The organism is Pseudomonas sp. lyk4-TYG-107 (genome assembly GCF_030209055.1).
GTDB classification, from domain to species: Bacteria; Pseudomonadota; Gammaproteobacteria; order Pseudomonadales; family Pseudomonadaceae; genus Aquipseudomonas; species Aquipseudomonas putida_A.
In genome coordinates this window covers 62990-81766 of record NZ_JARVST010000035.1, presented here as the reverse complement: position 1 = coordinate 81766, position 18777 = coordinate 62990, and the positions used below count along the sequence as shown (strand labels likewise).

Sequence of the window (18777 nt, the reverse complement as noted above, 5' to 3'; positions counted from 1 at the left end):
GCTCATTTTTGCAAGAGTCTTATGTCTTGATTGTTTTTCGGCTCGTCCGTATGGCGAGAGGCGTTGAGTTATGAAGTTTGTAGACGAAGTATCGATCCGCGTAAAAGCTGGCGACGGCGGCAATGGCTGCATGAGTTTCCGTCGGGAAAAATTCATTGAAAACGGCGGCCCGAACGGCGGTGATGGCGGTGACGGCGGTTCCATCTACATGATGGCCGACGAAAACCTCAACACCCTGGTCGACTACCGTTACACCCGGCACTTCGATGCCGAGCGTGGCTCCAACGGCGGCAGCACCGATTGCACCGGCAAGAAGGGTGAAGACCTGATCCTGCGCGTGCCGGTCGGTACCACCGTGATCGACTCGGCCACCCAGGAAGTGATTGGCGACCTGACCAAGGCCGGCCAGAAACTGATGGTGGTGCAGGGCGGTTGGCACGGTCTGGGCAATACCCGTTTCAAATCCAGTACCAACCGTGCGCCGCGCCAGACCACTCCGGGCAAGCCGGGTGAGCAGCGCGACCTGAAACTGGAAATGAAAGTGCTGGCTGATGTCGGTCTGCTGGGCTTGCCGAACGCCGGTAAAAGTACCTTTATCCGTTCGGTGTCGGCGGCCAAGCCGAAAGTCGCCGACTACCCGTTCACCACGCTGGTGCCGAACCTGGGCGTGGTCAGCGTTGATCGCTGGAAAAGCTTCGTCATCGCCGACATTCCGGGGCTGATCGAAGGCGCTTCCGACGGTGCCGGCCTGGGTATTCGCTTCCTCAAGCATTTGGCGCGTACGCGTCTGTTGCTGCACCTCGTCGACATGGCACCGCTGGATGACACCAGCGCACCGGACGCGGCTGAAGTGATCGTCAACGAGCTGGTCAAATTCAGTCCGTCGCTGGCCGAGCGTGATCGCTGGCTGGTGCTGAACAAGTGCGACCAGATTCTCGAGGAAGAGCACGAAGAGCGCGTCAAGGAAATCGTTGATCGCCTGCAGTGGGAAGGTCCGGTCTACGTGATCTCGGCCATCGCCAAAGAAGGCACCGAGCGCCTGACCCGCGACATCATGCGTTATCTGGAAGATCGTGCCGATCGCCTGGCTAACGACCCGGCGTACAAGGAAGAGCTGGCCGACCTCGATCAGCGCATCGAAGACGAAGCCCGTGCACAGCTGCAGGCGCTGGATGACAAGCGTGCCCTGCGTCGCAGCGGCGTGAAGTCGGTCCACGACATCGGCGACGATGACTGGGACGAAGAAGATGTGGATGATGAAGACGGTCCGGAAATCATTTACGTGCGCGACTGATTCGTTGCAGTAAACTTAAGCGCCGCTCAATCGAGCGGCGTTTTAGTATCTGGAAATCGCAAGTCACAAATAACGACATGGGCGGCGCTGGGTCGCGCTGCCCTCAAGCTAAGGTTGAAGATGATGCGGAGCAAGGTGACAGGTGCGCAGCGTTGGGTCGTGAAGATCGGCAGCGCTTTGCTGACAGCTGATGGCAAAGGGCTGGATCGTGCGGCAATGAGTGTCTGGGTCGAGCAGATGGTCGCCCTGCATGAGGCAGGTGTCGAGTTGGTGCTGGTGTCCTCCGGGGCGGTGGCTGCCGGCATGAGTCGTCTGGGCTGGACCGCACGACCCAGTGCGATGCATGAGCTCCAGGCCGCTGCTGCAATCGGTCAGATGGGCTTGGTGCAGGCCTGGGAATCGAGCTTTGCCGAGCATGGCCGGCATACCGCGCAGATTCTCCTGACTCACGATGACCTGTCCGACCGCAAGCGCTACCTGAACGCCCGCAGCACCCTGCGTGCGCTGGTCGAGCTGAAAGTCATCCCGGTGATCAACGAAAACGACACGGTGGTCACCGACGAAATCCGTTTCGGCGACAACGATACGCTGGCGGCGCTGGTGGCCAATCTGGTCGAGGCCGATCTGCTGGTGATCCTCACCGATCGCGACGGCATGTTCGACGCCGACCCGCGCAATAACCCTGATGCGCAACTGATTTACGAAGCGCGCGCCGATGATCCGACGCTTGATGCGGTGGCGGGCGGTACTGGTGGCGCGCTGGGGCGTGGCGGCATGCAGACCAAGCTGCGTGCGGCGCGGCTGGCGGCGCGCTCCGGGGCGCACACGATCATCGTTGGTGGGCGTCTGGAGCGAGTGCTTGATCGCCTGAAGGCTGGCGAGCGCATTGGCACGCTGCTGTCGCCGGAGCGCGGCATGTTGGCGGCGCGCAAGCAGTGGTTGGCCGGGCATCTGCAGACGCGCGGCACGCTGGTGCTGGACGAAGGCGCGGTGTCGGCGTTGTCGCAGGGCAACAAGAGTCTGTTGCCGGTCGGCGTCAAATTGGTCCAGGGCAGCTTCCGGCGTGGCGAGATGGTGGTCTGCGTGGCGCCGGACGGTCGTGAGATTGCCCGTGGCCTGGCCAACTACAGTGCGCTTGAGGCGCAAAAAATCATTGGTCAGTCGTCAGATGCAATTGTCGGCGTGCTGGGCTACATGGCTGAGCCGGAACTGGTTCACCGTGACAACCTGATTCTGGTCTAAGGAAAAACGCGATGCGCATGGCAAAAGGATTGTTGGGTCTGCTGATGGCGTTGCCATTGCTGGCCTCGGCCGAGGAAATCGGTCAGGTGTCGACGGTGTTCAAGTTCGTCGGCCCGAATGACCGGATCGTGGTCGAGGCTTTCGATGATCCGAAGGTCGACGGTGTGACCTGCTACCTGTCTCGCGCCAAGACGGGAGGGGTGAAGGGTGGTCTGGGTCTGGCCGAGGATCGCGCCGAGGCGTCGATCGCCTGTCGTCAGGTCGGTCCGATCAAGTTCAAGGGCGAACTGAAGGATGGTGATGAGGTGTTCAAGGAGCGCACATCGCTGGTGTTCAAGACCATGCAGGTGGTGCGTTTCCTCGACAAGAAGCGCAATACGCTGGTGTACCTGGTTTACAGCGATCGCGTGATCGAGGGTAGCCCGCAGAATGCGGTGACCGCGATCCCGATCGTGCCGTGGGTTCCGGTCCAGCAATAACACTGCAAATCCAGAATGTGGGAGCGGGCTTGCTCGCGAAGAGGTCGTGTCAGTCGCTAGAGATGTCGGCTGACAGATTGCATTCGCGAGCAAGCCCGCTCCCACTTTTTTATGTGCGGGATTTACTAAATCGCAGGCAATAAAAAACCGACCCTAAGGTCGGTTTTTAATGACTACGTCGATTAAGCAGCTTCTTTCAGTGCCTTGACGTGGCCATTCAGACGGCTCTTATGGCGAGCAGCCTTGTTCTTGTGGATGATGCCTTTATCGGCCATACGGTCGATAACTGGCACAGCCAGAACGTATGCAGCTTGAGCTTTTTCAGCGTCTTTTGCGTCGATGGCCTTAACTACATTCTTGATGTAGGTACGAACCATGGAACGCAGGCTGGCGTTGTGGCTGCGACGCTTCTCAGCCTGTTTTGCACGTTTTTTGGCGGAAGGTGAGTTGGCCACCGTCGAGCTCCTCGAAAGACTTTTTAGGAAATAGCAAACAAAATAGGCCGCGAATCATGCCGATGAAGAGAAGTCTTGTCAAGGGCGCTTGAAACGTTCCGCTAAGTGGTAGGTATGAAGAGGCGGGATATTTATTTCCGGCGCTTGACCTGTAAACTCGCGAGCTTTGGCTCTGTGCTGTTGCGGCGCGGAGTATCGCACAAGTGGGCGCATTGTTCGCCTGCTGTTTATCGACAGGCACACATTTCCTCAATGAATCTGCTCAAATCGTTGGCCGCTGTCAGCTCTATCACGATGCTTTCCCGGATTCTGGGGTTCGTTCGTGACACGCTCATCGCTCGCACATTCGGTGCCGGAATGGCGACGGATGCCTTCTTCATTGCCTTCAAACTGCCCAACCTGCTGCGGCGAATCTTCGCCGAGGGCGCGTTCTCGCAGGCTTTCGTGCCGATTCTGGCGGAATACAAGAGTCAGAAGGGCGAAGAAGCGACCCGCACCTTCATTGCTTATGTATCGGGCCTGCTGACACTGGTGCTGGCGCTGGTCACTGCGCTGGGGATGATCGCCGCACCGTGGGTGATCTGGGCCACGGCGCCGGGGTTTGCCGACACGCCGGAAAAATTCCAGCTCACCTCCGACCTGCTGCGGGTGACGTTCCCTTATATATTGCTGATCTCCCTGTCCTCGCTGGCCGGGGCGATCCTCAATACCTGGAACCGCTTTTCGGTGCCGGCCTTCGTGCCGACCCTGCTCAACGTCAGCATGATCGTGTTTTCGCTGTTCCTCACGCCGTATTTCGATCCGCCGGTGATGGCTCTCGGCTGGGCGGTACTGGTCGGTGGTCTGGCGCAGTTGCTCTATCAACTGCCGCACCTGAAAAAGATCGGCATGCTGGTGCTGCCGCGCTTGAATCTGCGCGATAGCGGCGTCTGGCGAGTGATGAAGCAAATGCTGCCGGCGATCATCGGTGTCTCGGTCAGCCAGATTTCGCTGATCATCAACACCATTTTTGCCTCGTTTCTGGTCGCCGGCTCGGTGTCGTGGATGTATTACGCCGACCGTTTGATGGAATTGCCGTCCGGTGTGCTCGGCGTAGCGTTGGGCACCATTTTGCTGCCGACGCTGGCCAAGACTTATGCGAGCAAGGATCGCCACGAATATTCGCGGATCCTCGACTGGGGGCTGCGCCTGTGCTTCGTGCTGGTGTTGCCGTGTGCACTGGCTCTGGGAATTCTCGCCGAGCCACTGACCGTCTCATTGTTCCAGTACGGTCAATTCAGCGCGTTTGATGCGTCCATGACCCAGCGTGCGCTGATTGCCTATTCTGTCGGTCTGCTCGGAATTATCGTGATCAAAGTGCTGGCGCCGGGCTTTTACGCGCAACAGAACATCCGCACCCCGGTAAAAATCGCAATCTTCACACTGGTGTGCACACAGCTGTTCAACCTGATGCTGATCGGCCCGCTGGCTCACGCCGGGCTGGCGCTGGCGATCAGTGCCGGTGCCTGTCTGAATGCCGGGCTGTTGTTCTATCAACTGCGCAAGCAAAAGATGTATCAGCCGCAACCAGGCTGGTACACATTTGGCTTCAAACTGGTGGTGGCAGTGGCGGTGATGTCGGCGGTATTGCTGCTGGGCATGCATTTCATGCCGGCCTGGGATCAGGGGCACATGCTGGAGCGCTTTCTGCGTCTGGGGGCGCTGGTGGTTGCTGGTGTGGTGGCGTATTTCGGTATGTTGCTGCTGCTCGGTTTCCGTCTGCGCGACTTCAATCGCAAGGCTTTGAGCTGAGGTTTCAGCCTTTATAACCGGGCACGGGCCGGCAGTTTTGTCGGCTCGATCACTTTGCGTTACGGTGTTGCCTGTCGTCGACCGTCGGGTGTGGTTATAATCGACCACTTTATGAGCAAGAAGCGCGTTATGCAGCTGGTTCGAGGCCTCCACAACTTGCGCCCCCAGCATCGGGGCTGCGTCGCCACTATTGGCAACTTTGACGGTGTTCACCGTGGTCACCAGGCTATCCTGGCCCGGCTGCGTGAGCGTGCGCTCGAGTTGGGCGTACCCAGCTGCGTGGTGATTTTCGAGCCGCAGCCACGGGAATTCTTTGCCCCGGAGACCGCTCCGGCGCGTCTGGCCCGCTTGCGTGACAAGCTGCAGCTGCTGGCCGCCGAAGGCGTCGACCGGGTGTTGTGCCTGGCTTTCAATCAGCGCCTGAGCAAGCTCAGCGCCAGTGAATTCGTCGATACCATCCTGGTGGACGGTCTCGGCGTGCAGCATCTGGAAGTCGGCGACGATTTCCGCTTTGGCTGCGATCGCCTCGGCGATTTCGATTTTCTGCTGCAGGCCGGCCAGGTCCACGGGTTTACCGTGGAAGCCGCGCAAACCGTCGAGCTGGACGGCATTCGCGTCAGCAGCACTCAGGTGCGCAACGCGTTGGCCGCCGCCGATTTTGCCTTGGCCGAACGCCTGCTCGGCCGCCCGTACCGGATCGCCGGTCGCGTGCTGCACGGTCAGAAACTGGCCCGGCAACTGGGTACGCCCACTGCCAACATTCAACTCAAGCGCCGTCGCGTACCGTTCACCGGGGTTTACCTGGTGGATGTGGACATCGACGGCAAGACCTGGCCCGGCGTCGCCAATATTGGCGTGCGGCCTACGGTCCAAGGTGATGGCAAAGCCCACCTTGAAGTTCATCTACTGGATTTTGCCGGCGATCTGTATGACCGGCGTCTGACGGTGGTTTTCCACCAAAAGCTGCGTGAAGAGCAGCGTTTCGCCTCCCTGGAGGCACTGAAAACGGCGATCAACGCGGATGTCGCCGCCGCCCGTGCACTAGCCGCACCTAGCGCCCATCGCTAATGAAGAGCCTTAAATGACCGACTATAAAGCCACGCTAAACCTTCCGGACACCGCCTTCCCAATGAAGGCCGGCCTGCCACAGCGCGAACCGCAGATCCTGCAGCGCTGGGACAGTATTGGCCTGTACGGAAAGTTGCGCGAGATTGGCAAGGATCGTCCGAAGTTCGTCCTGCACGACGGCCCTCCGTACGCCAACGGCACGATCCACATCGGTCATGCGCTGAACAAGATTCTCAAGGACATGATCATCCGCTCGAAGACCCTGTCGGGTTTCGACGCGCCTTATGTTCCGGGCTGGGACTGCCACGGCCTGCCGATCGAGCACAAGGTTGAAGTGACCCACGGCAAGAACCTGGGCGCGGACAAGACCCGCGAGCTGTGCCGTGCCTATGCCACCGAGCAGATCGAAGGGCAGAAGAGCGAATTCATCCGTCTCGGCGTGCTGGGTGACTTCGCCAACCCGTACAAGACCATGGACTTCAAGAACGAGGCCGGTGAAATCCGCGCCCTCGCCGAAATCGTCAAGGGCGGTTTCGTGTTCAAGGGTCTGAAGCCGGTGAACTGGTGCTTCGATTGCGGTTCGGCGCTGGCCGAAGCCGAAGTCGAGTACGAGAACAAGAAGTCCTCGACCATCGACGTGGCCTTCCCGATCGCCGACGAAGCCAAACTGGCCGCCGCGTTCGGTCTGCCGTCGCTGAGCAAACCCGCTTCGATCGTGATCTGGACCACCACCCCGTGGACCATCCCGGCCAACCAGGCGCTGAACGTACACCCGGAATTCAACTACGCGCTGGTTGATATCGGCGACAAGCTGCTGGTGCTGGCTGAAGAGCTGGTTGAATCCTGCCTGTCCCGTTACGGCGTTGAAGGCACCGTACTGGCCACCGCGCCGGGTTCGGCGCTGGAACTGATCAACTTCCGTCACCCGTTCTACGACCGCCTGTCGCCGGTGTACCTGGCCGACTACGTCGAACTGGGCGCCGGCACCGGTGTGGTTCACTCCGCCCCGGCCTACGGTGTGGACGACTTCGTGACCTGCAAGAAGTACGGCATGGTCAACGATGACATCCTCAATCCGGTACAAAGCAACGGCGTGTACGTGCCGTCGCTGGAGTTCTTTGGCGGCCAGTTCATCTGGAAGGCCAACCCAGCCATCGTCGAAAAACTCACCGAAGTCGGTGCGCTGCTGCACACCACCGTCATCGAACACAGCTACATGCATTGCTGGCGCCACAAAACCCCGCTGATCTACCGCGCCACCGCGCAGTGGTTCATCGGCATGGACAAGGAGCCGGTCAGCGGCGACACCCTGCGCGTGCGCTCGCTCAAAGCCATCGAAGACACCAAGTTCGTTCCGGCCTGGGGCCAGGCGCGCCTGCACTCGATGATCGCCAACCGTCCGGACTGGTGCATCTCCCGTCAGCGCAACTGGGGCGTGCCGATCCCGTTCTTCCTGAACAAGGAAAGCGGCGAACTGCACCCACGCACCGTCGAGCTGATGGAAGAAGTCGCCAAGCGCGTTGAAGTCGAAGGCATCGAAGCCTGGTTCAAGCTCGACGCCGCCGAACTGCTGGGCGACGAAGCGCCGCTGTACGACAAGATCAGCGACACCCTCGACGTGTGGTTCGACTCGGGCACCACCCACTGGCACGTGCTGCGCGGTTCGCACCCGATGGGTCACGAAACCGGCCCGCGCGCCGACCTGTACCTGGAAGGTTCCGACCAGCACCGCGGCTGGTTCCACTCGTCGCTGTTGACCGGTTGCGCCATCGACAACCACGCGCCGTACCGCGAGTTGCTGACACACGGTTTCACCGTCGATGAGTCCGGCCGCAAGATGTCCAAATCCTTGGGCAACGTGATTGCGCCGCAGAAAGTCAACGACACCCTGGGCGCCGACATCATGCGTCTGTGGGTCGCGTCGACCGACTACTCCGGCGAAATGGCCGTGTCCGAGCAGATCCTGCAGCGCAGCGCGGACGCCTATCGTCGCATCCGTAACACCGCGCGCTTCCTGCTTTCCAACCTGACCGGTTTCAACCCGGCCACCGACCTGCTGCCGGCTGAAGACATGCTCGCACTGGATCGCTGGGCGGTGGATCGCACGCTGCTGCTGCAACGCGAATTGCAAGAGCACTACGGCGAATACCGTTTCTGGAACGTCTACTCGAAGATCCACAACTTCTGCGTGCAGGAGCTGGGTGGTTTCTACCTCGACATCATCAAGGATCGCCAGTACACCACCGGCGCCGACAGCAAGGCTCGTCGCTCGTGCCAGACCGCGCTGTTCCACATCTCCGAAGCGCTGGTGCGCTGGATCGCGCCGATCCTCGCGTTCACCGCCGACGAGCTGTGGCAGTACCTGCCGGGCGAGCGCAACGAATCGGTGATGCTCAACACCTGGTACGAAGGTCTGACCGAGTTGCCGGAAGGCTTCGAGCTGGGTCGCGCGTACTGGGATCGCATCATGGAAGTGAAGGTGGCGGTCAACAAAGAAATGGAAATCCAGCGTGCGGCCAAAGCCGTCGGTGGCAACCTGCAAGCCGAAGTGACGCTGTTCGCCGAAGAAGCGCTGAGCGCCGACCTGGCCAAGCTGAGCAACGAACTGCGCTTTGTCCTGATCACTTCGACTGCCAGCGTGGCACCTTTCGTTCAGGCACCTGCGGACGCGGTAGCCACCGAAGTCAGCGGCCTGAAACTGAAGATCGTCAAATCGGCCTTCCCGAAATGCGCGCGTTGCTGGCATTGCCGCGAAGACGTCGGCGTGAACCCGGAGCATCCGGAAATCTGCGGCCGTTGCGTCGACAACATCAGCGGCGCCGGCGAGGTTCGTCACTATGCCTAAAGCCGTTGGCCGTTTCGGACGGTTGAGCTGGCTCTGGTTGAGTTTGCTGGTTCTGGTCATCGACCAGGCCAGCAAGTTCTACTTCGAAGGCAAGCTCGAAATGTTCCAGCAGATCGTGATCATTCCCGATTACTTCAGCTGGACCCTGGCCTACAACACCGGCGCGGCGTTCAGCTTCCTGGCCGACAGCTCCGGCTGGCAGCGCTGGCTGTTCGCCCTGATCGCGATCGTGGTCAGTGCGGTGCTGGTGGTCTGGCTCAAGCGTCTGGGCCGCAACGATACCTGGCTGGCTGTCGCTTTGGCGCTGGTGCTGGGCGGCGCGCTGGGCAATCTGTATGACCGCATTGCCCTGGGCCATGTGATCGACTTCATTCTGGTGCACTGGCAAAACCGCTGGTACTTCCCGGCGTTCAACTTCGCCGACAGCGCCATCACCGTCGGTGCGGTGATGCTGGCACTGGACATGTTCAAAAGTAAGAAAACCGGAGAAGCCGTTCATGACTGAACAGGTATTGGCTGAGCAACGCATCGGCCAGAACACGGAAGTCACTTTGCACTTTGCATTGCGCCTGGAGAACGGCGACACGGTCGACAGCACGTTCGACAAGGCTCCGGCGACCTTCAAGGTCGGCGACGGCAACCTGCTGCCGGGTTTCGAAGCAGCATTGTTCGGCTTCAAGGCCGGCGACAAGCGTACGCTGACCGTCGAGCCGGAAAACGCTTTCGGCCAGCCGAACCCGCAAAACGTACAGATCATCCCGCGTTCGCAGTTCGTCGACATGGAGTTGTCGCCGGGTTTGCTGGTGATCTTCAATGATGCGGCCAATACTGAGCTGCCGGGTGTGGTGAAAGAGTTCGATGACGCGCAAGTGACCATCGACTTCAACCACCCGCTGGCCGGCAAGACGCTGACCTTTGACGTCGAGATCATCAACGTCAAAGCGATCTGAGTAACACTGCAAAACCACTGTGGGAGCGGGCTTTTGTGGTGAGGGGATTTATCCCCGATGGGGTGCGAAGCGCCCCCGAATCTGATCACCGCGATTCAGAACCGGAAAGCGTTGACTGTTTTGACGATTGCTTCGCAATCGATCGGGGATAAATCCCCTCGCCACAACAGGCTCGCTCCCACAATGTTTTCAACCGTTTTCGCTATTTCTTGCGCGCAAGACACGAGGCACAGCATGCAAATCAAACTCGCCAACCCCCGTGGCTTCTGCGCCGGTGTGGACCGGGCGATCGAAATCGTCAACCGCGCCCTGGAAGTCTTCGGGCCGCCGATCTACGTGCGTCATGAAGTGGTGCACAACAAATTTGTCGTCGAAGACCTGCGCAGCCGTGGCGCGATCTTCGTCGAGGAGCTGGATCAGGTGCCGGACGACGTCATCGTAATCTTCAGTGCTCACGGCGTTTCTCAAGCCGTACGCAGCGAAGCCGCCGGCCGTGGCCTGAAAGTTTTCGACGCTACGTGCCCGCTGGTCACCAAGGTGCACATCGAAGTCGCCAAATACAGCCGCGACGGTCGTGAGTGCATCCTGATCGGCCACGCCGGTCACCCGGAAGTCGAAGGCACCATGGGCCAGTACGACGCCAGCAATGGCGGCGCGATCTACCTCGTCGAAGACGAGAAAGACGTCGCTGAACTGCAAGTGCGTGACCCGGAAAGACTGGCGTTCGTGACCCAGACCACCCTGTCGATGGACGACACCAGTCGGGTGATCGATGCCCTGCGCACACGTTTTCCGGCCATCGGTGGCCCGCGCAAGGACGACATCTGCTACGCCACGCAAAACCGTCAGGATGCGGTCAAGCAACTGGCTGACGAATGCGACGTGGTGTTGGTGGTGGGCAGTCCGAACAGCTCCAACTCCAACCGTCTGCGCGAACTGGCCGAACGCATGGCCACGCCGGCCTACCTGATCGACGGCGCCGAAGACCTGCAGAAGAGCTGGTTCGAGGGTGTCGAGCGCATCGGCATCACCGCCGGTGCTTCCGCACCGGAAGTGCTGGTGCGGGGCGTGATCCAGCAGTTGCAAGCCTGGGGCGCGACCGGTGCCGATGAACTGGCCGGCCGCGAAGAGAACATCACCTTCTCGATGCCGAAAGAGCTGCGCGTCCGTTCGATCTGACGCTCTTCGCCTTCAGGCACAGCGCTTGCTCAGCCTTTGCGCTGGTCAGGCGCACCCGGCCGGTTGCCGCCAGCACCACCTGGCGCTGGCTGACCGGCTCGTGTGCCGAACAGATATGTAAAGTCCCTGCCTGAAACGCCCGCCCGGGCATCAGCGGTTGTCCCAGACTGCTGAAACGTACATAACGACTGACCAGCCAATTGCCGACGATCGGTGTCCGCCCGTCACTCGCATGCTCCACCAGCAGCGGATTGCTGCTGTCCAGCGGCCCCTTGCCGCTGATATCCAGAATGATCCGCCAGCCCTGACTCCAGTCGCCGTTGATGCCATGGATAACCACGCTCTGATTGCGGGTGATGGCCAGGGTGCGGGCGTTGCGAATTCCGTCGAGCAGCGACTGCGCCGCCTGGTCGCGCTGAGTCGACTCGGTGAAGGCGGCGAACGCCGGACTGACCAGCGCCAGAACAATTGCGCCAATTGCCAGTCCCATAAGCAATTCGAGCAGGCTGAAACCCTGTTGCGGCATGACGACTCCCTCCGTGGAGCATGAAGCCCGGGGCGATCCTTTTCGCCGGGCAGGGCAAATCAACCGACGCAGGCCGGTTGAATGTTCTAGTTTGTAGAAGCAGGTATAGCCGACGGCAACGGAGGGCATCGATGGATCTTCGTACAAAAGGTTTCACGCTGCCCGAGTTGTTGGCTGCGGTAGCGGTGATGGTGATCCTCATCACCCTCGCGGTGCCGGGTTTTACCCGCTCGATCCAGAGCAGCAAGGCCGACACGGAAATGGGCGACCTGCAGCGCGCCATCAACTATGCCCGGCTGGAGGCGATTGATCGCGGCGTGACCACGCGCTTGCGCCCGAGCGCCGGCGGCAGCGTGTGGACCGGCGAATTGTCGGTCTACGACAGTACTGGCACACCGGCCAATGTATTGCGGGTTGTTCCAGCGATGAGCAGCGGCGCGACTCTGACGCTACCCTCAGGAGTGACCGCACTGGATTTCAATAATCTGGGTGGCCTGGCGGCGCCGTCGACGGCGGTGGCCATCAGTTACGTGTTGGGCACGCAAAGCAGGACGCTGAACGTGTGTCTGAATGGACGAATTCAATTGGGTGGAAGTTGCGGATGAGGGCAGGGAGCACACAGGCACAGGAGGGCATGTCGCTGATCGAAGTGCTGGTCGCGTTGCTGATTCTGACCGTCGGGATATTGGGCGCGGCTGCCGTTCAAGTGAATGCGCTGAAGTACACCGACAGTTCGCGAATGACCAGTCAGGCCAGCTTCATCGCCTACGACATGATGGACCGCATCCGTGCCAACTCCGCCGCCGATTACACGGTGACACCGCCGACCTCGGGCAACCTCAGTGTGGCCCGCGATCAGGATCTCTACGATTTCACCACCAACATCGTCAATTTCGGCGGGCCGACCGCCACCGGCACGATCACCCGCAATCAGCGGGTGTACACCATCACCATCAACTGGAATGACTCACGGGCCGCGAATGCCACCGGTACCACGCGCAGTTTCGTCCTGACCAGCCGTGCAACGGTCGATCCGGTGGCCACGCCATGAAGCACTCCAATCGTGGTTTCGGCCTGATCGAAATGCTTATCGCCCTGGCCCTTGGGCTGATCATCGTGCTGGGGGTGGTGCAGACGTTTCTCGCCGCTAAAAACACTTACGTCAGTCAGAACACCGCTGCAGCGATGCAGGAAGATGCGCGCTTCGTATTGAGCAAGATGATTCAGGAACTGCGCATGGTCGGCATGTTCGGCTGCCTGGGCACGATTACTGACGCGAGTTCGGCAGGGGATTTCAACGCGGCGCAGATCATCCCGATCAGTTGGGACAACAGCAACCTCAAGCTGACTCTGGTTACCGCCGATGTCGGCGGCAGTGGTGGCACGCCGACCTGGACGGTGGTCTCCGATTGCCGCAACAGTGCCACGGCCTATACCGGGTTGCGGGCGGCAGCGAGCGGGCAGATCGCTTTTCCGATCCGCCGCTTGATCTACAGCTTCAGCAACAACCAGATTCTCATGGGCACCGGCAGCGGCACTCCGACCCAACAGGTGCTGGTGAACAATGTCAGTGCGTTCAGCGTCATGTTCGGTCTGGCGACGGCCGCCACTGATGTCGCGGCGTCCTCCTACAGCGCCAACCCCAGCGATCCGGCGCGCATCCGCAGTGTGCGCCTGAGCCTGACTCTCACCGACCCGAACAACCGGGTGGCCAATCAAACCTTCAACGTGGTTGCCGCGTTGCGCAACCGCTTGCAATGAGGGCCGGGCCGATGAAGATGACTTTCAACCAGCGGCAAAACCAGCGCGGCATGGTGTTACTGGTCAGTCTGGTGTTTCTGTTGCTGCTGACCTTGATCGGGCTATCGTCGATGCAGAGTGCCAACCTGCAGGAGAAAATGGCCGGCAGTGTCAGCCTGCGCAATCAGTCGTTCCAGACCGCCGAGGCGGCGTTGCGCATCGGCGAGAGTGCGGTGCAACTCGACAGTTATTCGCTGGCGGTGTGTGCCAGTACCACGCAATGTGCGCCGCCGGCGGAGTCTTCTGTGGTCAGCGCGGCGGGGTTCAATTCGACTTCCGGAGTTACGTGGATCGCTGCCGGTAACGGCTTTTATGGTGTGCAGAACATTGGCACCACCCTGACGGCGGTCAACGTGCCGAGCAACACTTCGGCGACGCTGTATCGAGTTACGGCAGTCGGCATCGCCGGTACTTCGCGCAGTGTGGTGGAGAGCGTCTATGCGAAGTATTAAGCGCTGCTGGACGTTATTGACCGGCATGCTGCTGAGCTTGTATCTGGCGGCACCGGCCTACGCGTTCACGCCGTCCGACTCGCCACTGTTGAGCGCTGCAGCGGTGCCGCCCAACGTGATGTTGCTGATCGATGATTCCGGCAGTATGAACAGCATTATTTATGCGCCAGGATTCGACCCCGGCGTTGATCGCACACCCGCCCGGCAGTGCAACGCGTTGCTCGGACTGTGCCTGAGTTCTACTGCCATCACTGGTGATTCGGTGTTTCTCTCGAGCCTGCCGACCTCGGGTTGTTCCAGTGGGGCCTATGCCTTTTACAACAACAGTATCGCGCCGCTATGCCTGAAACTGCCGGATCCGGTGGGTGGCGGCAACACCCGCTACACCGGGGACTACATCGCCTACGTTGTCGGGCTGGCGATCAACAACGGCACCCGCGACTTCACCAACGGGGCAATTCCCAACGACTATCGGATCAACGTCGCGCGCAATGTGTCCACCGCGCTGGTCACCAGCAACCGTACCTTGCGCATGGGCCTGTCGACCTTCAATCCGGCCACCAGTAACAATTCGGGCAATGGCGGATATATCGCGCGATCGATCAGCGACCTGTCCCCGGTCTCCGGCAGCGTGACCCAGGCGCAGGCCGACGCCAACTACAACGCGCTGATTTCTTCGATCAACGGTTTGAGCGCCGTGGCCAATACGCCGCTGGCAGAAACCTATTACGAAATCACCCGCTACATGCGTGGCATGGCGCCTTACTACAACAGTACGCCGGCGACCTACACCAGCCCGATTCAGTACCGCTGCCAAAAGAACTACGGCGTGGTGATCACCGACGGTTTGCCGACCTACGACCGCACGTTTCCCACCAATGATCCGTTGGGTGGCAGTCGCCTGCCGAACTGGGACGGTATCAACAATGACGGCAACAACCTCAATGGCGATAACGAGGGTGACACGCTGTATCTGGATGACATTGCCAAATTCGCCTTCGACATCGACATGCGTTCCACGGGGACTGACGCCGCTGGCAAAAGCTGGAATGCCGTGGATTTTCCCAAACAGAACATGAACACCTACACCGTGGGTTTTACCGCCGACAACGACATGCTGTCGGACGCCGCCGCTTACGGGCAGGGCAGGTATTACCAAGCCACCGACAGCGCCGGTCTCAACACCGCGCTGTCCTCGGCGTTGAGCGACATCACTTCCAAGGCCGGTTCCGGCGGCAGCGGGGTCACCAGCGGTACCACGCTGGCCAGTGGCACCAGTTATTTCCAGACCAGCTACGATCCCAAGGACTGGCGCGGGACGATCAAGTCTTTCGGCTTCACCTCGGCCGGCGCGGTGAATACTTCGACAGCCCTGTGGACCACCGATACCACGATCGTGCCGGGCGCGACCGCTCCAACCTATCAATCGTGGAACACCTCCAGTAACGCCGCCGTCACCCTGGCCTATGGCAACTTTTCCGCAGCCCAACAGACGACGCTCAGCCAGAGCCTGCCCACCGGTATCAGCGGCAGCGATCTGGTGGAGTGGAGCAAGGGCACCAACAAGACCGGGCTGAAAGTGCGCAGCGTATTGCTCGGCGACATCATCAACTCGCCGCTGGTGCTGGCCTCGCCCAGCGACAAAACCGCCTCCGACCTTTCGGGTGACACCACCTACACTACGTACCTGACCACCAAAGCGGCGAACATGAATTCGAATCTGGTGGTGAATGCCAACGACGGTTTCGTCAACGTGATCAACTCGGCTAACGGCACCCGGCGTTATGCCTACATGCCGTCCAGCGTGTTGCCGTCGCTGCGGCTGATTGCCGACCCGGCTTACATCAATGGCGTCAGCCACAAGTTTCTGGTGGACGGTCAGGTCGGTGTGTATGACGCGCAAATCAACAGCGCCTGGAAAACCCTGGCCATCGGCGGTACCGGTGCTGGCGGCAAGACTTTCTATGCGCTGCAACTGTTCGACGCGTCGGCGGGCAATGTGCTCAATGCCCTGTGGGAAGTCAGTGCACCTGCCACGGCTAACACCGCCAACGCATTCAATGATCTGGGTTACGCCTATGCCCGGCCGGAAGTGGCACGCTTGGCCGATGGTCGCTGGGCGGCGTTCATTGCCAATGGTTATGGCAGCAGCTCCGGGGTGGCGGCGTTGTATGTGCTGGATGTGCGTGACGGATCGTTGATCAAGAAGATCGTGATCGACAGCACCGAAACCACCAATGGCCTGTCGTCGGTGAAGCTCAAGGTCAATTCTTCCAACGTGGTGCAGGCCGCTTACGGCGGTGACCTGAAAGGTCGCTTGTGGAAGTTCGATCTGAGCGCGACATCGACCGACAGTTGGGGCGTGGCGTTTTCCGGTAAGCCGCTGTTCACCACGGCGGGCGGGGCGACTCAACCGATCACCGCGCAGCCGCTGCTGGCGGATAATTCGCTGGGGGGCAAACAGATCTTCGTCGGCACCGGCAAATTTAACGAGACCGCCGACAAGACCAACAAGGATTTGCAGGCGTTCTACTCAGTGTGGGACGCCGATGGTGGTTCCGGCCAGTTGACTGTCAGCAGCTTGCAGGCGCAAGCAGTGACCGGGGTGTTCTCCGGCAGCACCGGGCAGTTCATCACCACCAGCCAGAACGACACGACCTATCCGGCGGAGAAGGGCTGGTACCTGCCCTTGGTGTACAACAACGTACTGACCGGCGAGCGGGTGATCAATCAGGCCAGTCTGGTGCTCGGACGCATCGTGTTTACCACCGCCAGTGTCGACACCACCGACCCGTGTGCCAGTTTCGGCACCGGCAAACTGGTCGAACTCGATGCGTTCAGCGGTAAGATGCTCAACTACGCGGTGCTCGACACCAACGCCGATGGCGTGGTCGACAGCAACGACACGATTTCCAGCGGCGTGGTGTTCACCGGCGGGATTCCGACCCTGAACGCCATCGTCAATGGCGCGACGCGCAAGATCGTCAACGATTCCAGTGGCACTGTCACCACACTGGTGGAAAAATCCGGCGGCGGCAGCCGGCGTATCATGTGGCGACAAATACAGTAAGTGAGAGTTTGAGGCATGCGCAGATTCAACCGAGGTTTCACCCTGATCGAAATCATGATCGTGATTGCGATCATCGGGATCATCATCACCATCGCCGCACCGAGCTACACCGAATACCTGAAAAAGGGCCGACGCGCCGAAGTGGTGTCGCTGCTCTCGGAGCAGGCGCAGAGCCTCGAGCGTTTCTATACCAAAAACAACGTCTACACCGGTATCACTGGTCTGAGCGCGGGCAATGATTTCTATACCATCACCCCGACGATCGCTGATCAGACCTTCCTGCTGACGGCCACCCGCAAGGCCGGCACTGCCATGGCCACCGACAAGTGCGGGGACTTCACCCTGACCAACACCGGCGTCAGAAGCATGAACAACGCTACCACCGGGCTGACCACCAAGGATTGCTGGGGCCGCTGAGGTACCTTCTTAAGGGCGCCTTTTTGCGCCCACTGTCTTTTTTACGGTTGGATCAAACATGACCAGGCAACAGCAAGTGGTGATTGTCGGTGGCGGGGTGATTGGCCTGCTGACCGCCTACAACCTCGCCTCCGAAGTGCGCAGCGTGGTGCTGCTGGATCGCTCGAACGTCGGCCAGGAATCGTCCTGGGCGGGCGGCGGTATCGTTTCACCGCTGTACCCGTGGCGCTACAGCCCGGCAGTCACCGCGCTGGCGCATTGGTCGCAGGATTTTTATCCACAGCTGGGCGAGCGGCTGTTTGCCGATACCGGGGTTGATCCCGAAGTGCACACCACCGGCCTGTATTGGCTGGATCTGGAGGATGAAGCCGAGGCGCTGGCTTGGGCCGAGCGGGAAAACCGTCCGCTGCGGGCTGTTGATATCTCGGCGGCGCACGACGCAGTGCCGGTGTTGGGCGGCGGGTTCTCCCGGGCAATCTACATGGCCGATGTGGCCAATGTGCGTAACCCGCGTCTGGTCAAATCATTGAAAGCCGCTTTGCTGGCGCTGCCGAACGTGACGATTCACGAGCAATGCGAAGCCAGCGGGTTTGTTCGCGAAGGCGAGCGGGTGGTTGGCGTCGAGACGTCCAAAGGCGTGATCAGTGGCGCTCAGGTGGTGCTGACGGCCGGGGCATGGAGCGGTGATCTGCTCAAGACGCTGGACCTGACGCTGCCGGTGGAGCCGGTCAAGGGCCAGATGATTCTCTACAAGTGCGCAGCGGATTTCCTGCCGAGCATGGTGCTGGCCAAGGGGCGTTATGCGATTCCGCGTCGTGACGGGCACATTCTGATCGGCAGTACGCTCGAGCACGAAGGCTACGACAAGACCCCGACCGATGTCGCGTTGCAGAGCCTCAAGGCTTCGGCGGTCGAGCTGCTGCCGGCGCTGGCGGAGGCCGAAGTGGTGGGGCACTGGGCCGGTTTGCGCCCGGGCTCGCCTGAGGGAATCCCGTATATCGGCCGCGTGCCGGGGTTTGAGGGGTTGTGGCTGAACTGCGGGCATTACCGCAATGGCCTGGTGCTGGCGCCGGCGTCGTGTCAGTTGTTTGCCGATATGATGCTGGGGGGTGCGCCGATTATCGATCCGACGCCGTATGCGCCTGCAGGTCGCATTTAGTCAGATTTTTCCCTGCTGGCTGGCAGACCGCTTTCGCGGGCAAGCCCGCT

At 60.4% G+C, this 18777-nt stretch carries 18 protein-coding genes; 16 read left to right on the top strand and 2 right to left on the bottom strand.

Annotated elements, in window-relative coordinates; genetic code table 11:
• The first annotated feature begins 70 nt into the window (after positions 1-70).
• The 3 genes from cgtA (at position 71) to QRN61_RS26220 (ending at position 3015) form a co-directional block, all read left to right on the top strand.
• Positions 71-1294, top strand: a complete 1224-nt coding sequence (cgtA, locus tag QRN61_RS26230) for an Obg family GTPase CgtA (protein ID WP_003228358.1) — start codon at positions 71-73, stop codon at positions 1292-1294.
• A gap of 123 nt (positions 1295-1417) precedes the next feature.
• Positions 1418-2536, top strand: a complete 1119-nt coding sequence (gene proB, locus QRN61_RS26225; RefSeq protein ID WP_027612826.1) for a glutamate 5-kinase — start codon at positions 1418-1420, stop codon at positions 2534-2536.
• An 11-nt stretch (positions 2537-2547) separates the two neighbouring features.
• On the top strand, positions 2548-3015 hold the full coding sequence (locus tag QRN61_RS26220) for a CreA family protein (protein ID WP_003228353.1): 468 nt from the start codon (positions 2548-2550) through the stop codon (positions 3013-3015).
• A 182-nt stretch (positions 3016-3197) separates the two neighbouring features.
• Here the strand turns inward: QRN61_RS26220 and rpsT are convergent, their stop codons facing one another.
• On the bottom strand, positions 3198-3470 hold the full coding sequence (gene rpsT / locus QRN61_RS26215; protein ID WP_003228351.1) for a 30S ribosomal protein S20: 273 nt from the start codon (positions 3468-3470) through the stop codon (positions 3198-3200).
• Positions 3471-3722: 252 nt separating this feature from the next.
• Here rpsT and murJ point away from each other — a divergent pair, with 252 nt between their 5' ends.
• The 6 genes from murJ to ispH all read left to right on the top strand — a co-directional run bounded on the left by murJ (position 3723) and on the right by ispH (position 11303).
• A complete protein-coding gene (murJ, locus tag QRN61_RS26210; protein ID WP_285376187.1) occupies positions 3723-5261 on the top strand; it encodes a murein biosynthesis integral membrane protein MurJ in 1539 nt (512 codons plus the stop codon).
• A gap of 129 nt (positions 5262-5390) precedes the next feature.
• On the top strand, positions 5391-6329 hold the full coding sequence (gene ribF / locus QRN61_RS26205) for a bifunctional riboflavin kinase/FAD synthetase (RefSeq protein ID WP_003228347.1): 939 nt from the start codon (positions 5391-5393) through the stop codon (positions 6327-6329).
• Between the two features lie 13 nt (positions 6330-6342).
• Positions 6343-9174, top strand: a complete 2832-nt coding sequence (gene ileS / locus QRN61_RS26200) for an isoleucine--tRNA ligase (RefSeq protein WP_285376184.1) — start codon at positions 6343-6345, stop codon at positions 9172-9174.
• On the top strand, positions 9167-9679 hold the full coding sequence (lspA, locus tag QRN61_RS26195; protein WP_103367288.1) for a signal peptidase II: 513 nt from the start codon (positions 9167-9169) through the stop codon (positions 9677-9679). Before ileS ends, lspA begins: the two co-directional genes overlap by 8 nt.
• A gap of 7 nt (positions 9680-9686) precedes the next feature.
• On the top strand, positions 9687-10124 hold the full coding sequence (gene fkpB, locus QRN61_RS26190) for an FKBP-type peptidyl-prolyl cis-trans isomerase (RefSeq protein ID WP_177325639.1): 438 nt from the start codon (positions 9687-9689) through the stop codon (positions 10122-10124).
• 234 nt (positions 10125-10358) lie between these two features.
• The gene (gene ispH, locus QRN61_RS26185; RefSeq protein WP_097089253.1) at positions 10359-11303 is read left to right on the top strand and encodes a 4-hydroxy-3-methylbut-2-enyl diphosphate reductase; all 945 of its coding nucleotides are present in this window, start codon (positions 10359-10361) and stop codon (positions 11301-11303) included.
• Here the strand turns inward: ispH and QRN61_RS26180 are convergent.
• Complete coding sequence (locus QRN61_RS26180) at positions 11260-11829, bottom strand: GspH/FimT family pseudopilin (protein WP_285376180.1); 570 nt, start codon at positions 11827-11829, stop codon at positions 11260-11262. The genes ispH and QRN61_RS26180 overlap by 44 nt on opposite strands.
• Before the next feature lie 131 nt (positions 11830-11960).
• Between QRN61_RS26180 and QRN61_RS26175 the strand changes: the two genes are divergently transcribed.
• The 7 genes from QRN61_RS26175 to thiO are packed head-to-tail and all read left to right on the top strand — an operon-like array spanning position 11961 to position 18727.
• Positions 11961-12434, top strand: a complete 474-nt coding sequence (locus QRN61_RS26175; RefSeq protein ID WP_285376178.1) for a GspH/FimT family pseudopilin — start codon at positions 11961-11963, stop codon at positions 12432-12434.
• Positions 12431-12880 (top strand): type IV pilus modification protein PilV, encoded by a 450-nt coding sequence (gene pilV / locus QRN61_RS26170; RefSeq protein WP_027612818.1) that lies wholly within the window; start codon positions 12431-12433, stop codon positions 12878-12880. The genes QRN61_RS26175 and pilV overlap by 4 nt, the downstream gene beginning before the upstream one ends.
• Entirely contained in the window at positions 12877-13590 is a 714-nt protein-coding gene (locus QRN61_RS26165) for a PilW family protein (RefSeq protein ID WP_285376175.1), read from the top strand. The genes pilV and QRN61_RS26165 overlap by 4 nt, the downstream gene beginning before the upstream one ends.
• Positions 13591-13601: 11 nt before the next feature.
• On the top strand, positions 13602-14081 hold the full coding sequence (locus QRN61_RS26160) for a pilus assembly PilX family protein (protein ID WP_027612816.1): 480 nt from the start codon (positions 13602-13604) through the stop codon (positions 14079-14081).
• A complete protein-coding gene (locus tag QRN61_RS26155) occupies positions 14068-17151 on the top strand; it encodes a pilus assembly protein (protein ID WP_285376173.1) in 3084 nt (1027 codons plus the stop codon). The genes QRN61_RS26160 and QRN61_RS26155 overlap by 14 nt, the downstream gene beginning before the upstream one ends.
• A 15-nt stretch (positions 17152-17166) precedes the next feature.
• Complete coding sequence (locus QRN61_RS26150; RefSeq protein ID WP_097089243.1) at positions 17167-17568, top strand: type IV pilin protein; 402 nt, start codon at positions 17167-17169, stop codon at positions 17566-17568.
• A gap of 58 nt (positions 17569-17626) precedes the next feature.
• Complete coding sequence (thiO, locus tag QRN61_RS26145; protein WP_285376169.1) at positions 17627-18727, top strand: glycine oxidase ThiO; 1101 nt, start codon at positions 17627-17629, stop codon at positions 18725-18727.
• The last annotated feature ends 50 nt before the right edge of the window (positions 18728-18777 follow it).

Bases quoted from the DNA above. Each gene is read 5' to 3' on its own strand.
- cgtA (WP_003228358.1), top strand. From the start codon at position 71: ATGAAGTTTGTAGACGAAGTATCGATCCGCGTAAAAGCTGGCGACGGC.
- proB (WP_027612826.1), top strand. From the start codon at position 1,418: ATGCGGAGCAAGGTGACAGGTGCGCAGCGTTGGGTCGTGAAGATCGGC.
- QRN61_RS26220 (WP_003228353.1), top strand. From the start codon at position 2,548: ATGCGCATGGCAAAAGGATTGTTGGGTCTGCTGATGGCGTTGCCATTG.
- murJ (WP_285376187.1), top strand. From the start codon at position 3,723: ATGAATCTGCTCAAATCGTTGGCCGCTGTCAGCTCTATCACGATGCTT.
- ribF (WP_003228347.1), top strand. From the start codon at position 5,391: ATGCAGCTGGTTCGAGGCCTCCACAACTTGCGCCCCCAGCATCGGGGC.
- ileS (WP_285376184.1), top strand. From the start codon at position 6,343: ATGACCGACTATAAAGCCACGCTAAACCTTCCGGACACCGCCTTCCCA.
- lspA (WP_103367288.1), top strand. From the start codon at position 9,167: ATGCCTAAAGCCGTTGGCCGTTTCGGACGGTTGAGCTGGCTCTGGTTG.
- ispH (WP_097089253.1), top strand. From the start codon at position 10,359: ATGCAAATCAAACTCGCCAACCCCCGTGGCTTCTGCGCCGGTGTGGAC.
- QRN61_RS26180 (WP_285376180.1), bottom strand. From the start codon at position 11,829: ATGCCGCAACAGGGTTTCAGCCTGCTCGAATTGCTTATGGGACTGGCA.
- QRN61_RS26175 (WP_285376178.1), top strand. From the start codon at position 11,961: ATGGATCTTCGTACAAAAGGTTTCACGCTGCCCGAGTTGTTGGCTGCG.
- pilV (WP_027612818.1), top strand. From the start codon at position 12,431: ATGAGGGCAGGGAGCACACAGGCACAGGAGGGCATGTCGCTGATCGAA.
- QRN61_RS26165 (WP_285376175.1), top strand. From the start codon at position 12,877: ATGAAGCACTCCAATCGTGGTTTCGGCCTGATCGAAATGCTTATCGCC.
- QRN61_RS26160 (WP_027612816.1), top strand. From the start codon at position 13,602: ATGAAGATGACTTTCAACCAGCGGCAAAACCAGCGCGGCATGGTGTTA.
- QRN61_RS26155 (WP_285376173.1), top strand. From the start codon at position 14,068: ATGCGAAGTATTAAGCGCTGCTGGACGTTATTGACCGGCATGCTGCTG.
- QRN61_RS26150 (WP_097089243.1), top strand. From the start codon at position 17,167: ATGCGCAGATTCAACCGAGGTTTCACCCTGATCGAAATCATGATCGTG.
- thiO (WP_285376169.1), top strand. From the start codon at position 17,627: ATGACCAGGCAACAGCAAGTGGTGATTGTCGGTGGCGGGGTGATTGGC.